Origin of the sequence: Actinosynnema pretiosum (assembly GCF_002354875.1) — a bacterium.
Classification (GTDB): Bacteria; Actinomycetota; Actinomycetes; order Mycobacteriales; family Pseudonocardiaceae; genus Actinosynnema; species Actinosynnema auranticum.
Genome location: NZ_CP023445.1, coordinates 3,467,171 through 3,479,488, shown reverse-complemented (window position 1 = coordinate 3,479,488; position 12,318 = coordinate 3,467,171). Strand labels below are relative to the sequence as shown.

The following is a 12,318-nucleotide window of genomic DNA, read 5'->3' as shown; positions in this document are numbered from 1 at the left end:
CGAGGTGGTTGAGACTCAAGCCCGGTCCGTCAGGCGGTGGGGTCGTGCGGTGCGACCCGCGCGGTCCACGGCTGGCCGAGGACGGCGGTCAGGGCGGTGTTGACCAGGTCGAGGTTCTGGCTCTGCGCGACCCTGCGGCCGACCACCGCGGCGGGGTGGCGGATGGTCAGGACGCGGCCCGACGCCAGGACCGGCTCCGCCTTGCCCAGCATGGCCTCCAGGGACCGGCTGTGCTCGCGGACCTTGCCCAGGACCTGGGGCCACAGCTCGCGGATCGTCGCCAGGTCGGGCGTCGCCAGGTCGGGCGTCGGCGCGCCGGTCGTGACCGCGTCGGGGTGCGCTTCCGCGCTGGCGTGCGCTGCCGCGCCGGGCGCGGTGTCCGCCATGCGCTTGATCCAGGCCAGGGCGGCGAGGCAGTCGCCCTCGGCGCGGTGGCCGCCTTCCAGGCGGTGGTTGCGGAAGCCGCCGCTCTTGGTGTTGCGGTCGCCCACCCAGGCCGCGTGCTTGCGCATCGCGCACAACCACGGGCCGGTCAGCCAGTCCGGGAGGTCGGCGTCCCCGAAGATGTGCCGGTGCTCGGCGCGCAGCCTGGTGAGGTCGAACGGGGCGTTCCAGGCGATCACCCGCTTGCCGCGCAGGACGTGGTCGAGCTTCGGCCACAGCTGCTCCAGCGTGGGCGCGCCGGCGAGCATCTGGGCGGTGATGCCGTGCGCGCGCTGGGCGTGCGGGTTGATCGGCGTGCCCTCCGGGTCGACGAGCGAGGTGAGCAGGGTGGCGCCGTCGGTGGCCACCACGGCGACCTCGATGACGCGCCCGGTGAAGTCGGTCAGCTCGGTGTCGAGCACGACCGCGTCGCGGTCGGCGAGGACGTCGCGGGCCCACGTCGCGGACTCCTCGCGCGCGGGCGAGGTGGTGGCGCGCGCCGGTCCAGGGGCGCGCGGGGGCGACGGCGGCAGCGGGGCGGTCGCGGTGACGTCGTGCAGGGCGGTGCGCCAGACGTCGCCGTCGAAGACGCGCTCCAGCCAGGCGGTGGCCTTGCTCGGGTCGACCGGTCGCCTTCCCGACGAGCGCAGTTGCGCCGTGGTCCTCAGGTGCGCCGGGACCTCGTCCCGGTAGACCTCGCTCACGCGTCGTCCTCCGATCACCGCGCCGGTCGGGAGTCCGGCAAAACGATCACGGTACGGGAACCGGGCGGCGGGTGGCCCACACCGTTGGCCACACGATCGAGTGAACGGTCACGTGGGTGATCGCGGTGGGTGACGGGAGGGGTCGGTGTGGCGCGGTGGTGAGGGCGCGGCGAGCGGGGTGGAGACGCGACGGGGCGGTGTGAGACGCGGCGGGCTGACGCGGGGTGCGGCGGCCCGGCTCAGCCGGTGGGCTGGCCCGAAGCTCAGCGGGATGGTTTGGGCAGCGGTGGGCAGGGCCGGGGCAGCGGCGGGACGGTTCGGCGACAGGGCGGTCCAGGTCAGCGGCGGGACGGCCACAGGCGTGGCGGGACAGCCCGATTCGGTGATGGGAAGGCCAGGTCAATAGCGGGATGGGACGGGAGGGGCCTGGGCGGGCTGGGACGGGCTGGGACGGGACAGAGTGGCCCGCGTAGGGCCGGGCCGGGGCAAGGTGGGCCGGGCAGGGCTGGGCCGGGGCGGGGTGAGGCGAGGCGAAGTGGGCCGGGCCGGGCCGGGGCGAGGCGAGGCGAGGCGAGGCGAGGCCAAGTGGGCCGGGCCGGGGCGGGGCGGGGCGAGGTGGGGCGGGGCGGGCCAGGTCAGGGCGAGGCGGTCCGCGTAGGGCCGGGCCGAGGCGAGCCTGGTCGAGATGAGTCGGGGGGCAAGTCGGGGTGGTCCTGGCCGGGACGAGGCGGGGCCGGGTTGGGCTGGGCCCGGTTGGGCCGGGTTGAGTCGAGGCGGGCCGGAACAAGCCGGGTCGAGTTGGGGCGGGGTGGGCCCGAACAAGCCGGGTTGGGGTTGGGCGGGCCGGAACAAGCCAGGGTTGGGGTGGGGCGGGCTGGGTTGGGGTGGGCGGGGGCGGGGCGGGGCGGCCCCAGTCGGGGGCGGGACTGGGCAGGGCGGCGCACCGGGGCGGCGCACCGGGGCAACGGGGACGGGGCGGCGTGGGGCGGGCTGGTTCGGGTCAGTGGTGGTTGTCGGTTGATCTTCTGCTTGTCGACGCCCGCGCGCCGCGATGCCGTCCACGGACGGCCGCTCGTAGCCAGCCGGACTCGGCAGCAGGTCCAGCACCGCCTCCAGGATGGCGCGGTGCGCTGCCGCGCTGCCGCGCTGCGGCGACGGGGCTGTGATTGGGCCGCTCGCGGAGGGTTACCTTCGCCCCCGGACGGGACGGATCGTCTCGCGGAGCGGGGAACGGGAGGCGTCGTGCGCGACACCGAGGTGGTCGTGGTCATCGGGACGGGCGGCATGGGGCGGGCCATCGCCCACCGACAGGGCGCGGGCAGGCACGTGCTGCTCGCGGACTTCGACGAGGCCGCGCTGACGTCCGCCGCCGACGCGCTGCGCGACGAGGGGCACGTGGTGACCGCCCGGCCGGTCGACGTGTCGGACGCGGGGGCCGTGCGCGCGCTGGCCGACGCCGCCGCCGGCCTCGGGCGGGTCGCCCAGGTCGCGCACACCGCCGGGCTCTCCCCCGCGCAGGCCCCGGTGGAGGCGATCCTCGCCGTCGACCTGCTCGGCGTCGAGCTGGTGCTGGCGGAGTTCGGCCGGGTCGTCGCGCCGGGCGGGGCGGGTGTGGTGATCGCCAGCATGGGCGGGCACCTGGCGCCGATCACCCCGGAGCTGGAGCGGTTGCTGGCGAGCAGGACCGCCGCCGAGCTGATCGCCTCGCCCGAGCTGGCCCCGGCGACGCTGAACCCCGGTGGCGCGTACGGGATCGCCAAGCGCGCCAACCACTTCCAGGTCCAGGCCGCCTCACGCGCGTGGGGCGAGCGCGGCGCGCGGGTCAACTCGATCAGCCCCGGCGTCATCGCCACCCCCATGGGGCGGCGGGAGCTGGCGAGCGCGAGCGGCGAGCGGATGCGGGCGATGGTGGCCGCGTCGGGCACCGGGCGGGTCGGCACGGCGAGCGACGTCGCCGAGGCCGCCGCGTTCCTGCTCGGGCCCGGTTCCTCGTTCGTCACCGGCGCGGACCTGCTGGTGGACGGTGGCGTCGTGGCCGCCGTGCGCGCCGGACGGGGCTGACCGGCGGTCGCCGGGGCCCTGATCCCGTCGTGGGTCAGGGCCCCTCGTCGTTCCCGGCCCGGTTCGACTCGGGGCGCACGTGCGAGCGCACGCCGTGCAGCCCGAACAGGATCAGCAGCTCCACCGCTCCCCCGTCGGCGGTGCCCAGCCAGTGCGGCAGCGAGGTGTCGAACTCGGCCGCCTCACCGGGCGGCAGCACCAGGTCGCGGTCGCCGACCACGAGCCGCAACCGGCCGCTGAGCACGTACAGCCACTCCAGCCCCTCGTGCGTCTTCGGCGCGGGCTCCGGGGGCTCGGGCTCGGCGGGGATGACCATCTTGAAGGCGTGCACCCCGCCCGGTCGCCGGGACAGCGGCACGAACGTCATGCCGAACCGCGTGATCGGCTTGAGGTGGATGCGCGGGTCGCCGGTGCGCGGCGCGCCCACCAGGTCGTCCAGCGGCACGTCGTGGGCGCGCGCCAGCAGCAGCAGGAGCTCCAGCGTGGCCCGCCGCTGCCCGCCCTCCAGCCGGGACAGCGTGCTCTCCGACACCCCGGTGCGCAGCGACAGCTCCGCCAGCGTGACGCCGCGATCGCGCCGCAGCGCCCGCAGCCTGGGGCCGACCGCGTCGAGCACCCCGTCCAGTTCCCGGTCCACCCCGCCATCTTGCCAAAACGGCAAGTTTCCGTGCCAGTTCGGGGTGGTGCTGGTGAGACTGGCCGCACCGATGGGAGAGGAGCCCCGATGAGCACCGCGACCGAGTTCTGGGACGGCGTCCACGCGAACCGCCCGCCGTCCGCGCCCGCGCCGAACGCCCGCCTCACCGAGGTCGCCGGGGCGCTGGCCCCCGGTGACGCGCTGGACCTGGGGTGCGGCGGCGGTGGCGACGCGCTGTGGCTGGCGGGGAAGGGCTGGCGGGTGCGCGCCACCGACATCTCGGCCACCGCCGTCGAGCACCTGACCGCGCTGGCGCGGGAGCGCGGCGTGGCCGACCGGGTCGCCGCCGAGCGGCACGACCTGGCCGGGTCGTTCCCGACCGGCCGGTTCGACCTGGTCTGCGCCCACTACCTGCACACCCCGTTCGACCTGGACCGCGCACCGGTCCTGCGCGCCGCCGCGCGGGCGCTGCGCCCCGGTGGCCGCCTGCTGGTCGTGGACCACGGCTCGGCCGCGCCCTGGTCGTGGGGCCGCGACGACGACAACCCGCCGCCGCACGAGGTCGCCGAGGAGCTGGCGCTGGACGCGGCCAGGTGGGAGGTGGAGCGGTGCGAGTCGCCGACCAGGGTCGCGACCGGTCCGGGCGGGCAGCGCGCCAAGGTGGTCGACCACGTCCTGCTGATCCGCCGCACCCGCTGACACCGTCCACGAAGGAGCGACATGCCCCACCACGACACCCCGCCGCCCCGGACCGGGAACTCCGAAGCCCAGGTGCTGCGCGGATTCCTGGACTACCTGCGGTCCCGCGCCGCCGCCAAGCTCGACGGCGCGACCGAACCCCAGGTGCGCGCGGCGGGCGTCCCGTCCGGCACGAACCTGCTCGGGCTGGTCAACCACCTGGCGCACGTGGAGCGCGCGACCTTCCTGGGAGAGCGCGGGATCCACTGGCCGTCGACGTTCCGGGCCGCGCCGACCGACACCGTCGCCGACGTCCTGGCCCGCTACCGGGACGCGGTCGAGCGCGCGAACGCCGTGCTCGACGCGGTCGACGACCTGGGCGCCCCGCTCCCCCACCCCGACGCGCCGACGGCCCGCTGGGCGCTGGTCCACCTGATCGAGGAGACCGGTCGGCACGCGGGGCACGCGGACGTCCTCCGCGAGCTGGTCGACGGCGCGACCGGGCGCTGAAACCCGAGCACTCGAAGGGGAACAGGCTCAGACGAACACCCGACACCGCCTGGTGACCGCGCTGGCGGCCCTGCTCGCGCTGGGCGCCGCCGCCTGCACGGGCACCGGGCCCGAGGTCCCGACCCACGAGGCGATCACGCGCGAGGACCCCTGGTTCGCCGGGAGGTTCCGCCACGGGTTCGCCGACGTGGACGGCGTGCGGATGCACTGCGTGACCGGCGGCAGCGGCTCGCCCGTGGTGCTGCTGCACGGGTGGCCGCAGACCTGGTACGGCTGGTGGGAGGTCATGCCCGAACTGGCCGAGCACCACACCGTCCACGCGATCGACCTGCCGGGCCTGGGCGACAGCACCGGCGCCCCGTCCGGCTACGACAAGGCGACCCTGGCCCGCTACGCGCACACCCTGGTCGCCGACCGGCTCGGCGTGCGCGACGCCGCCGCGGTCGGCCACGACCTGGGCGCGGCGGTGGCGTTCCAGTACGCCGCGCAGTTCCCCGAGGACACCGAGCGCCTGGGCTACCTGGACCTGTCGCTGTTCTCCCAGGTCTCGTTCAACGGCACGGCCTTCGGCGGCGACGCGGCCACGTCCCCGTTCAGCGAGGCCGAGATCGACGAGCACGCGCGCACCTACCGCGAACCGGGGGCGCTGTCGGGCGGGTTCGAGCTGTACCGCTCGCTCGGCGCGGACGTGCGGGCCACCGAGTCCGCGCCGCCGCTCGACGTGCCGACCCCGGTGGGCACTGGCTGGTGGAGGAGAACCCGGAGTTCGTGACGGCCGAACTGCTGGCGTTCCAGGGGTCCTAGCCGGTCGGCCCCGGCCGCACGGTGGCGCGGCCGGGGCCGGGGCGGTCAGCCCTGGGCGAGCACCCGCTCCGCCGGGACGAACAGGGTCGCGCAGTGCGGGCAGGTCGCCTCGCCGAACAGCTCGCGCACCGCGCCCGCCACGGCCGCGCTGCCCGACTCGACGGCCGTCCGGTACGCCCACTCCGCCGTGCCCGTGAGCTCCTCCTCCGGCGCGGGCTCGGCGTTGGCGTCGGCCGACAGCCAGTCCTCCGTGCCCGTGGACGGCAGGCGGACGGTCAGGTGGCGGGCGCACTCCGGGCAGGTCAGCTCGTAGCCGCCGAGCTCGACGCCGTCGAACAGCTCGCCCCACTCCGGGGCCTGGCCCAGACCCAGCAGGGCCGCGATCAGGTAGGCCGTGTCGATGTCGGTGCCCGCCTCGGCGAGCTGGGCCTTCGCGTGGTCGCGCAGGGCCTGGAGCACCTCGGCCTGGGACTCCTTCGGGGCGGGCCACGCGGCGGCGCTCAGCCTGCCCGCGAGGACGACGGCGTCGATCGCCTCCGTCGGCTGGAACTCGGCCACCCGCAGCAGGCGCGGCAGGGCCAGGGCGCCCGCCGCCGGGTCGGCCGCGCCGTGGTACAGCTCGTCCCACAGGCTCGCCCAGGTCTCCGGGTCGGGGTCGGTCTCCAGCCGCTCCAGCAGCACCGGCACCGCGTCGCTCATCCCGCGTCAGTCCTCTTCCTCGTCGCCCTCCAACCCGGTCAGCGCCGCTGCCAGGGCGAAGCGCTCACCGCACTCGTCGCAGGCAATCGTGCCGAACAGCTCGGCGAGCGTCGCGGCCACCCCCGCTCTTCCGGCCCGCAGCGCCTCGCCGCGCAACCAGGCCGCGACGCCGTCGAACTCGGTCGCGGGCTCCGGCACGGTGTCCACGCCCTCCCAGCCAGTACCGGTGCTGGACGGGAATCGGACGTCCAGGTCGGTCCCGCAGGACGGGCACGCCACGCAGCAGCCGCCCCCGATGACGCCGTCGAACGCGTCCTCGCCCCACTCCGGGGCGCGGCCGAGGCCGAGGAGGGCCTGGAGGGCGACCGCGAAGTCGTCGTCCGGGCCCTCGGCGGCGAGCTGGGCGGTGGCGGTGGCGCGCAGGGACTCCAGGGCCCTCGGGTGCTCGTCCTCCACGTCGGGCCACTCGGCGGCGCTGATGCGGCCCGCGAGCACGACGGCGTCCAGCGCCGCGTCGGGGCGCAGCTCGGCGATGCGCGCGAGGTGCGGGAGGGCGGCGACGCTGGCGGAGTAGGTGCTGCCCTGGTGGTAGATCGAGCCCCAGAGCTCCGACCAGGTGTCCGCGTCCGGGTCGGTGGCCAGCTTCTCCAGCATCGGCGGGATGTCGTCGGCCCTGCCGTAGGCGTGCTCCAGGGTCGACCAGTCGGTGTCGTCGGTCACGCGGCACAGCCAAGCACGGGGGTACGACAGAACCGCTCGGGTCAGGGCTTGCGGGCCGCCCAGACGACGCGTTCGGTGCGCACGGTGAGGTCCGGCCTGCGCAGGACGCCGCGCGGGTCGTCGGGGTCGATCAGGCGGTCGAGGACGGCCAGGTCCTCGGGCGCCAGCGCGTCGGCGGCCCTGTGGCGCAGGCCCCGCAGGGCGTTGAGAGCGTAGCGGCCCACCGCGTCCGGGAGGGGTGGCGCGAGGGTGATGGTGACGGTGCGGTGAGCCTCGATCGTGAAGCCCGCCTCGATCAGGTGAGGGGTCCAGTCGGTGCCGCGGTGGTCGGCGTGGCCCTCGTGCCGGGGCGTGGCCGCGTGGCAGCGGTCTTCCAGTCCGGGGCTCTCGGCCGGGGCGCCCGCCGGGAGGAAGCGGGGGAAGTCGGCGAGCTCGACCAGGGCGAACAGGCCACCGGGGGCGAGCAGGCCGTGGACCAGGCGCAGGACGCGCGCCGGGTCGTCGACGTGGTGCAGGGAGGCGGAGGCCCAGACCAGCTCCGGGGCGCCGAGGGGTGGCCACTGCGCGTTGAGGTCTGCCTCGACCGGGTGGACTCGATCGGCGACACCGGCCGCGTCCGCCTTCTCCACGAGGCGGCGCAGGTGGGCGGGCGCGGTGTCGACGGCGGTGACCTGGGCGTCCGGGAAGCGGCGGAGCAGGGCGAGCGCGCCCGCGCCGGTGCCCGCGCCGAGGTCGACGATGGTGGTGGGGGGCGTGGGGACGGGCAGCGAGTCGACGATGGAGGCGATCTGGTCGGCCAGCACCTCGGCGTCCAGGTCCAGGATCTCGATCTGGGTGTTCGCGGCGTCGTGCCCGTGCCCGTGGCTGTGGCCGTGGGAGTGGCCTGCGGCGGTGTGCTGGTGAGCGGTGTGGGTCATGGTGGCCACGGTAGGAGCTTCATGCGTCTGACGCACGACCGATTGCCGATTTGGCAAGGAGGTGGTGCGCCGGGCTGCCGGACGCGCAAGCGCGGTTCACCGGGACGGGTGGTTCACTCCTGGCCGGACTGGTGGCTGCGGCGGGCGTCGCGGTCGAAGATGCCGAGGATGTCGGCCGGTCCGCCGAGCGCGCCGAGCGCGTGCGGGAGCATGGTCGGGAACTCGGCGGCCTGGTTGGTCTCGACGCGGTAGGTGCGGTTGCCGAGCAGCAGGACGGCGGTGCCGGAGAGCACGACCAGCCACTCCCGGCCGGGGTGCGCGCGCAGCCGCGACGGGCTGTCCGGCGGCGGGTCGACCAGGCGCTGGCGGATGACGGACATGCCGGGGTCGGCGCGGAGCGCCCAGCGCAGCGCCTGGTGGGACGGGTCGTGCACCGGGCTGGTCACGACGTCCTCGGCGGCGGTCTCGACCAGCTGGTCGAGCGAGGTGTCGAGCGCCTTGGCGAGCGTGACGAGCTGGTCGAGCGCGAGCCTGCGCTGCCCGTTCTCGATGCGGCTGAGCGTGGAGGGGCTGAGCTTGGCGCGGGTGGCCAGGTCGTCCAGCGACCAGCCCTGGGCCAGGCGCAGGGCGCGGACGCGCTTGCGCACCAGGCTGTCCAGCTCGCCCTCGTCTTGCGTCATGGGCAAAAGTGTATGCGGGGCGAGCACGCGGCGGCGGGACGCGAGGCGAAGGGCGGGAATCGGGGCGGCGCCGGTCGTGGACGCGCCGCGCGGGGGCGCCGAGGCCGGGGGCTACCGGGTCGGCGTGCGGGGCGCGCGTGACCGGTTCGACTCGTGCTGCCACACCGCGTGGTCCAGCTCCAGGGCGCTGTGGCCGGTCCTCGGCGCCGGTGAGCATCCACAGGTACGACAGTCGCACGCCCGCGCCGTGGCCCGGCACGAGCTGGAGCTCGCCCTCGACCCGCGCCACCCGGACGGGGTCGGCGAGCAGGGCGGACACGTCGGCGAAGCGGTGCACGCCCTGTGCGGCGAGGATCTCGGCGCAGCGCAGCGCGGCCTCGACCTTGCGGACGCCGCCGCGCGTGCTGGTTCGGCCCCGGTTGCGCAGGACGAGGCGGGCGAAGTCGTCGGCGCCGGTCGCGCGGCCGATCTCGGCCAGGGACTCGACGGGCCGCTCGCGGTCGGTGCCGATGACCTCGTGCGCGCGGTCGGCGGGGAGCAGCGCGCCGGACACCGGTGCCGCAGGGCGACACCAGTAGTACGGGACGCGCGGGTGGGCGCCAACCCGACTCGCCGGGTGGGGGGGCGAAACGACCGCAGGGCCCGCGCCGGAGCGCGGGCCCTGCGGTGACGAGGGGCGAGGAGAGCGGGAGGACTAGATCAGTGAGTCCCCTGGGGGACGAGGAGGAAGCCTTCCCATGGCCTCGCTGACTCCAGCTTAGCGATCGGCTCACTCCGGGAGCAAGCGGTTCAGGTTCTCCCGCGTGATGACGACCGCGTCGTCCGGCAAGCCCTCCGGGCGGTCCAGGCCGACGTACAGCGGCGGGACGTCGGACGCGGGCGGCTCGCCGGTCCACGGCAGGACCTGGGAACCCTTGGCGCGCAGCAGGTCCAGCAGGTGGGCGATGGTCAGGCAGCGCCGTTCCGCCAGCGACCGGGCCACCCTCCGCGCGAGGTCGCCGGTGGTCTCCACACTGGCGAACAGCGCGGTGCTGCCCAGGTGGAGGTGCGTCCACACCGCCACCCAGCCCTCGCCGTCGCGCACGAACACGGCGGGCACGGCGGACGGCAGCGGGTCGCGCAGGTCGGAGCGGGTGCGGACGGTGCGCGGTTCGAACGGGGCCCCGGACTGGACGCGGTCGCGCTGCATCCAGCCGAACAGCGCCTCCTCGGCCCGGTCGAAGCTCTCGCCGGAGTAGCGGTGCAGCTGGGGCACCACGCAGTGCGCGTCCAGGCCCGCGAGGGGCAGGTCGATGAACTCGGTGGCGCCCTCCGGGGCGTTCGTCACGTCGCCGGAGTAGACCGCGCCGCCCTCACCGCGGTGGTTCGTCCACGACACGTGACCCCGGTACCCGAAGTCCTCGTCCAGCAGCAGCGCGGACAGGTCGTAGTCGGTGGGCTCCGCGCGCTGCCTCCAGTGCGCGAACAGGCGCAGCACCTCGCCGTCGGCGAGGTCCAGCCTGGTGCGCGACCCCCTGGGCAGCACGGCGAAGCCGTCCTGGGTCGCCTTCCCGGACAGGGGCAGGGCGACGTCCAGCACGTCCGGGTCGAACAGCACCACGGGGTGGTCGGGCAGGCGGCGGGTGATCTCCCCGTCGAGCAGGGCGACCACCTCGGCCAGCAGGGGTTCGGGCAGGGGCGGGCGGGTGTCGGGGGCGAACCAGGCGGTGCGGTTGCGGGTGGCGAACAGGCGGGCGGGCGCGGGGGTCGCGCGGGTGGACAGGTGGTCGCGCAGCGAGCAGAGGACCCGGCCGGACACGTCGCCGATCCGGCGCCGCAGCGCGGAGAGCACCGAGTCCACTTCGGACTGCTCCGGGACCGCGAGGCGCAGCAGGCGGTCCAGGGAGCGGGCCAGCGCGCCGGGGGACGACGCGAGGAGCGCCGCCGCGCGCGCCGGGCCCTCGGTGGCCAGCGCGCGTTCGACGCGGGACGCCAGGCCGGGCGCGGCGCGCTCCCCGCGTGCCACGGCGAAGACCTCGGCGGCGTGCGGGAGGGTCGGGTGCTCGTGCGGGTGCAGGCGTTCGCCGAGGCGCTTCCACGGTTCGGCGAGCGCGGCGACGTCGGTCAGCTTCGCCGGATCGGCCGCCACGCGGTCCAGCGCGGTCAGCAGGAGTCGGCGTTCGGGGCGGCGGAACGAGCGGAACCTGGTCGGCTTGGCCAGGGTCACGTCGCCGCCGCTGGCGCGGCAGGCCAGGCGCAGCACGTCCTTCGTGGTGTCCACGTCCGGGGCCAGCCCCGCAGCCAGGCGCGCGGCGTTGAGGACGGCGCGGTTCTCGCGCACCGGGACCCGCTCGGGGTGCGGGCCGTCGAGGTGCGCCCCGGCCAGCTCGGCGAGCAGCTCCAGGTCGCCCGCGGTGAGCGGGGTGGGACTGCCCGCGAGGTCGAGGTAGAGGGCGGCGAGCTCCTCGGCCACCGTGAGTCCCAGGTGGACGGTGGTGACTCGGTCCCGCACGGAGGGGACGAACGCGTCGTGCGCGGCCAGGACGTCCGCGTGGGTGTGCCGCGGGACGCCGTAACCGGGCAGGGCGAGCAGGTTCAGCGGACCGGGCTCGGGCGGGCCCTGGGTGGTGACCAGCTCGGCGAGGCGCTCCAGCCAGAAGTCCACGGTGTCCGGGACGCCCTCGGGGAAGTCGCGGAAGTACGGGGTGTGCCGGACGTGGTCGGCGACCAGCTCGCGCAGCGCGCGCACGGCGGTCGCCGCGAGGTCCAGCGCCGCGGGGGCGGGGAGCGCCGAGAGGTGGGCGAGGAGGTCGCGGGTGGCCTTGAAACCGGCGCTCAGCAGGACCACGTCGAACTGGCGGGCCACCGCGGCGCCCGCGTCCCCGGTGGTCGCCCCGGCGGCGCGCGGGACGCGCAGCGTTCGGCGGATGAGCGCTTCGACCGGCATTCCCGACCCCCAGGAGGTGGTGAACCCGCAGTGCGCGGGGTGACGTGGTGGATCATCCGCGGCGTGGCGCGCGCCCGTCGGCGCGCCACGCCGGAGTGGCGTGAACCGTGAGTACCCCTGCCGGGACTCGAACCCGGACCGGACGCGCCCTCAACGCGTTGCCTCTGCCATTTGGGCCACAGGGGTCTGACGCGGGACGCGTGGACGCCCCGCTGCTCGCAAGTACCCCTGCCGGGATTCGAACCCGGACCGGACGCGTCCTGAACGCGTTGCCTCTGCCGATTGGGCCACAGGGGTGCGCCGACCTCATCCGGGGTTCGAACCCGGCCCTCCCGCGTACAAGGCGGGCGCTCCTCCCAGGAGCCGAAGAGGCGGCGGCGGCGCGGGGTCCCGTGTGGAGCGGGACGTCCGCGTCGCCTCCCCCCGCACCGGGCGGAGGGGTCTGGCGAAGGCGGCGCGCGTCGGTGGGCGCTGCCGGAAAGCGCGGGGACCGGTCGGCGCGGCGCCACGCCGGACCGGGTGCGCCCGAATTCCGCCGGGCGCGGTGAACGCGCCGAAC

Annotated in this window: 12 protein-coding genes and 3 tRNA genes; 5 read left to right on the top strand and 10 right to left on the bottom strand. The window is 75.9% G+C overall.

Annotated features, from left to right (window positions below; all coding sequences use genetic code 11):
* Window positions 1-29: 29 nt before the first annotated feature.
* The gene (locus CNX65_RS15120; protein ID WP_177154661.1) at window positions 30-1,127 is read right to left on the bottom strand and encodes a 3'-5' exonuclease; all 1,098 of its coding nucleotides are present in this window, start codon (window positions 1,125-1,127) and stop codon (window positions 30-32) included.
* Between the two features lie 1,242 nt (window positions 1,128-2,369).
* Between CNX65_RS15120 and CNX65_RS15115 the strand changes: the two genes are divergently transcribed.
* Window positions 2,370-3,188, top strand: coding sequence for an SDR family oxidoreductase (locus CNX65_RS15115; RefSeq protein ID WP_096493617.1), 819 nt, complete (start codon window positions 2,370-2,372; stop codon window positions 3,186-3,188).
* A gap of 34 nt (window positions 3,189-3,222) precedes the next feature.
* On the opposite strand, the gene CNX65_RS15110 is transcribed toward CNX65_RS15115, so the two are convergent.
* Entirely contained in the window at window positions 3,223-3,825 is a 603-nt protein-coding gene (locus CNX65_RS15110) for a helix-turn-helix domain-containing protein (protein ID WP_096493615.1), read from the bottom strand.
* A gap of 87 nt (window positions 3,826-3,912) precedes the next feature.
* Here CNX65_RS15110 and CNX65_RS15105 point away from each other — a divergent pair, with 87 nt between their 5' ends.
* From CNX65_RS15105 to CNX65_RS15095, 3 genes are read left to right on the top strand one after another with little or no spacing between them, the layout of a single operon-like run.
* A complete protein-coding gene (locus CNX65_RS15105) occupies window positions 3,913-4,524 on the top strand; it encodes a class I SAM-dependent methyltransferase (protein WP_096493613.1) in 612 nt (203 codons plus the stop codon).
* Between the two features lie 21 nt (window positions 4,525-4,545).
* Window positions 4,546-5,013 carry a DinB family protein gene (locus CNX65_RS15100; RefSeq protein WP_096493611.1) on the top strand — a complete coding sequence of 156 codons (468 nt, stop codon included), beginning with the start codon at window positions 4,546-4,548 and terminating at the stop codon, window positions 5,011-5,013.
* 52 nt (window positions 5,014-5,065) lie between these two features.
* On the top strand, window positions 5,066-5,785 hold the full coding sequence (locus CNX65_RS15095) for an alpha/beta fold hydrolase (protein WP_373565546.1): 720 nt from the start codon (window positions 5,066-5,068) through the stop codon (window positions 5,783-5,785).
* Between the two features lie 77 nt (window positions 5,786-5,862).
* On the opposite strand, the gene CNX65_RS15090 is transcribed toward CNX65_RS15095, so the two are convergent.
* From CNX65_RS15090 to CNX65_RS15075, 4 genes are all read right to left on the bottom strand, one after another.
* A complete protein-coding gene (locus CNX65_RS15090) occupies window positions 5,863-6,516 on the bottom strand; it encodes a hypothetical protein (protein ID WP_096493607.1) in 654 nt (217 codons plus the stop codon).
* A gap of 6 nt (window positions 6,517-6,522) precedes the next feature.
* A complete protein-coding gene (locus CNX65_RS15085; RefSeq protein ID WP_096493605.1) occupies window positions 6,523-7,236 on the bottom strand; it encodes a hypothetical protein in 714 nt (237 codons plus the stop codon).
* 41 nt (window positions 7,237-7,277) lie between these two features.
* Window positions 7,278-8,153, bottom strand: coding sequence for a class I SAM-dependent methyltransferase (locus tag CNX65_RS15080; RefSeq protein WP_096497797.1), 876 nt, complete (start codon window positions 8,151-8,153; stop codon window positions 7,278-7,280).
* A 113-nt stretch (window positions 8,154-8,266) separates the two neighbouring features.
* Window positions 8,267-8,833 (bottom strand): helix-turn-helix domain-containing protein, encoded by a 567-nt coding sequence (locus CNX65_RS15075; protein WP_096493603.1) that lies wholly within the window; start codon window positions 8,831-8,833, stop codon window positions 8,267-8,269.
* 76 nt (window positions 8,834-8,909) lie between these two features.
* Between CNX65_RS15075 and CNX65_RS15070 the strand changes: the two genes are divergently transcribed.
* The gene (locus CNX65_RS15070; RefSeq protein WP_096493601.1) at window positions 8,910-9,503 is read left to right on the top strand and encodes a hypothetical protein; all 594 of its coding nucleotides are present in this window, start codon (window positions 8,910-8,912) and stop codon (window positions 9,501-9,503) included.
* Between the two features lie 99 nt (window positions 9,504-9,602).
* Here the strand turns inward: CNX65_RS15070 and CNX65_RS15065 are convergent, their stop codons facing one another.
* The 4 genes from CNX65_RS15065 to CNX65_RS15050 all read right to left on the bottom strand — a co-directional run bounded on the left by CNX65_RS15065 (window position 9,603) and on the right by CNX65_RS15050 (window position 12,132).
* Window positions 9,603-11,759 (bottom strand): TerD family protein, encoded by a 2,157-nt coding sequence (locus tag CNX65_RS15065; RefSeq protein ID WP_096493599.1) that lies wholly within the window; start codon window positions 11,757-11,759, stop codon window positions 9,603-9,605.
* Window positions 11,760-11,871: 112 nt separating this feature from the next.
* Window positions 11,872-11,945, bottom strand: a tRNA-Leu gene (locus CNX65_RS15060).
* Between the two features lie 37 nt (window positions 11,946-11,982).
* A tRNA-Leu gene (locus CNX65_RS15055) sits at window positions 11,983-12,056 on the bottom strand.
* Between the two features lie 5 nt (window positions 12,057-12,061).
* Window positions 12,062-12,132, bottom strand: a tRNA-Thr gene (locus tag CNX65_RS15050).
* Between the last annotated feature and the right edge of the window lie 186 nt (window positions 12,133-12,318).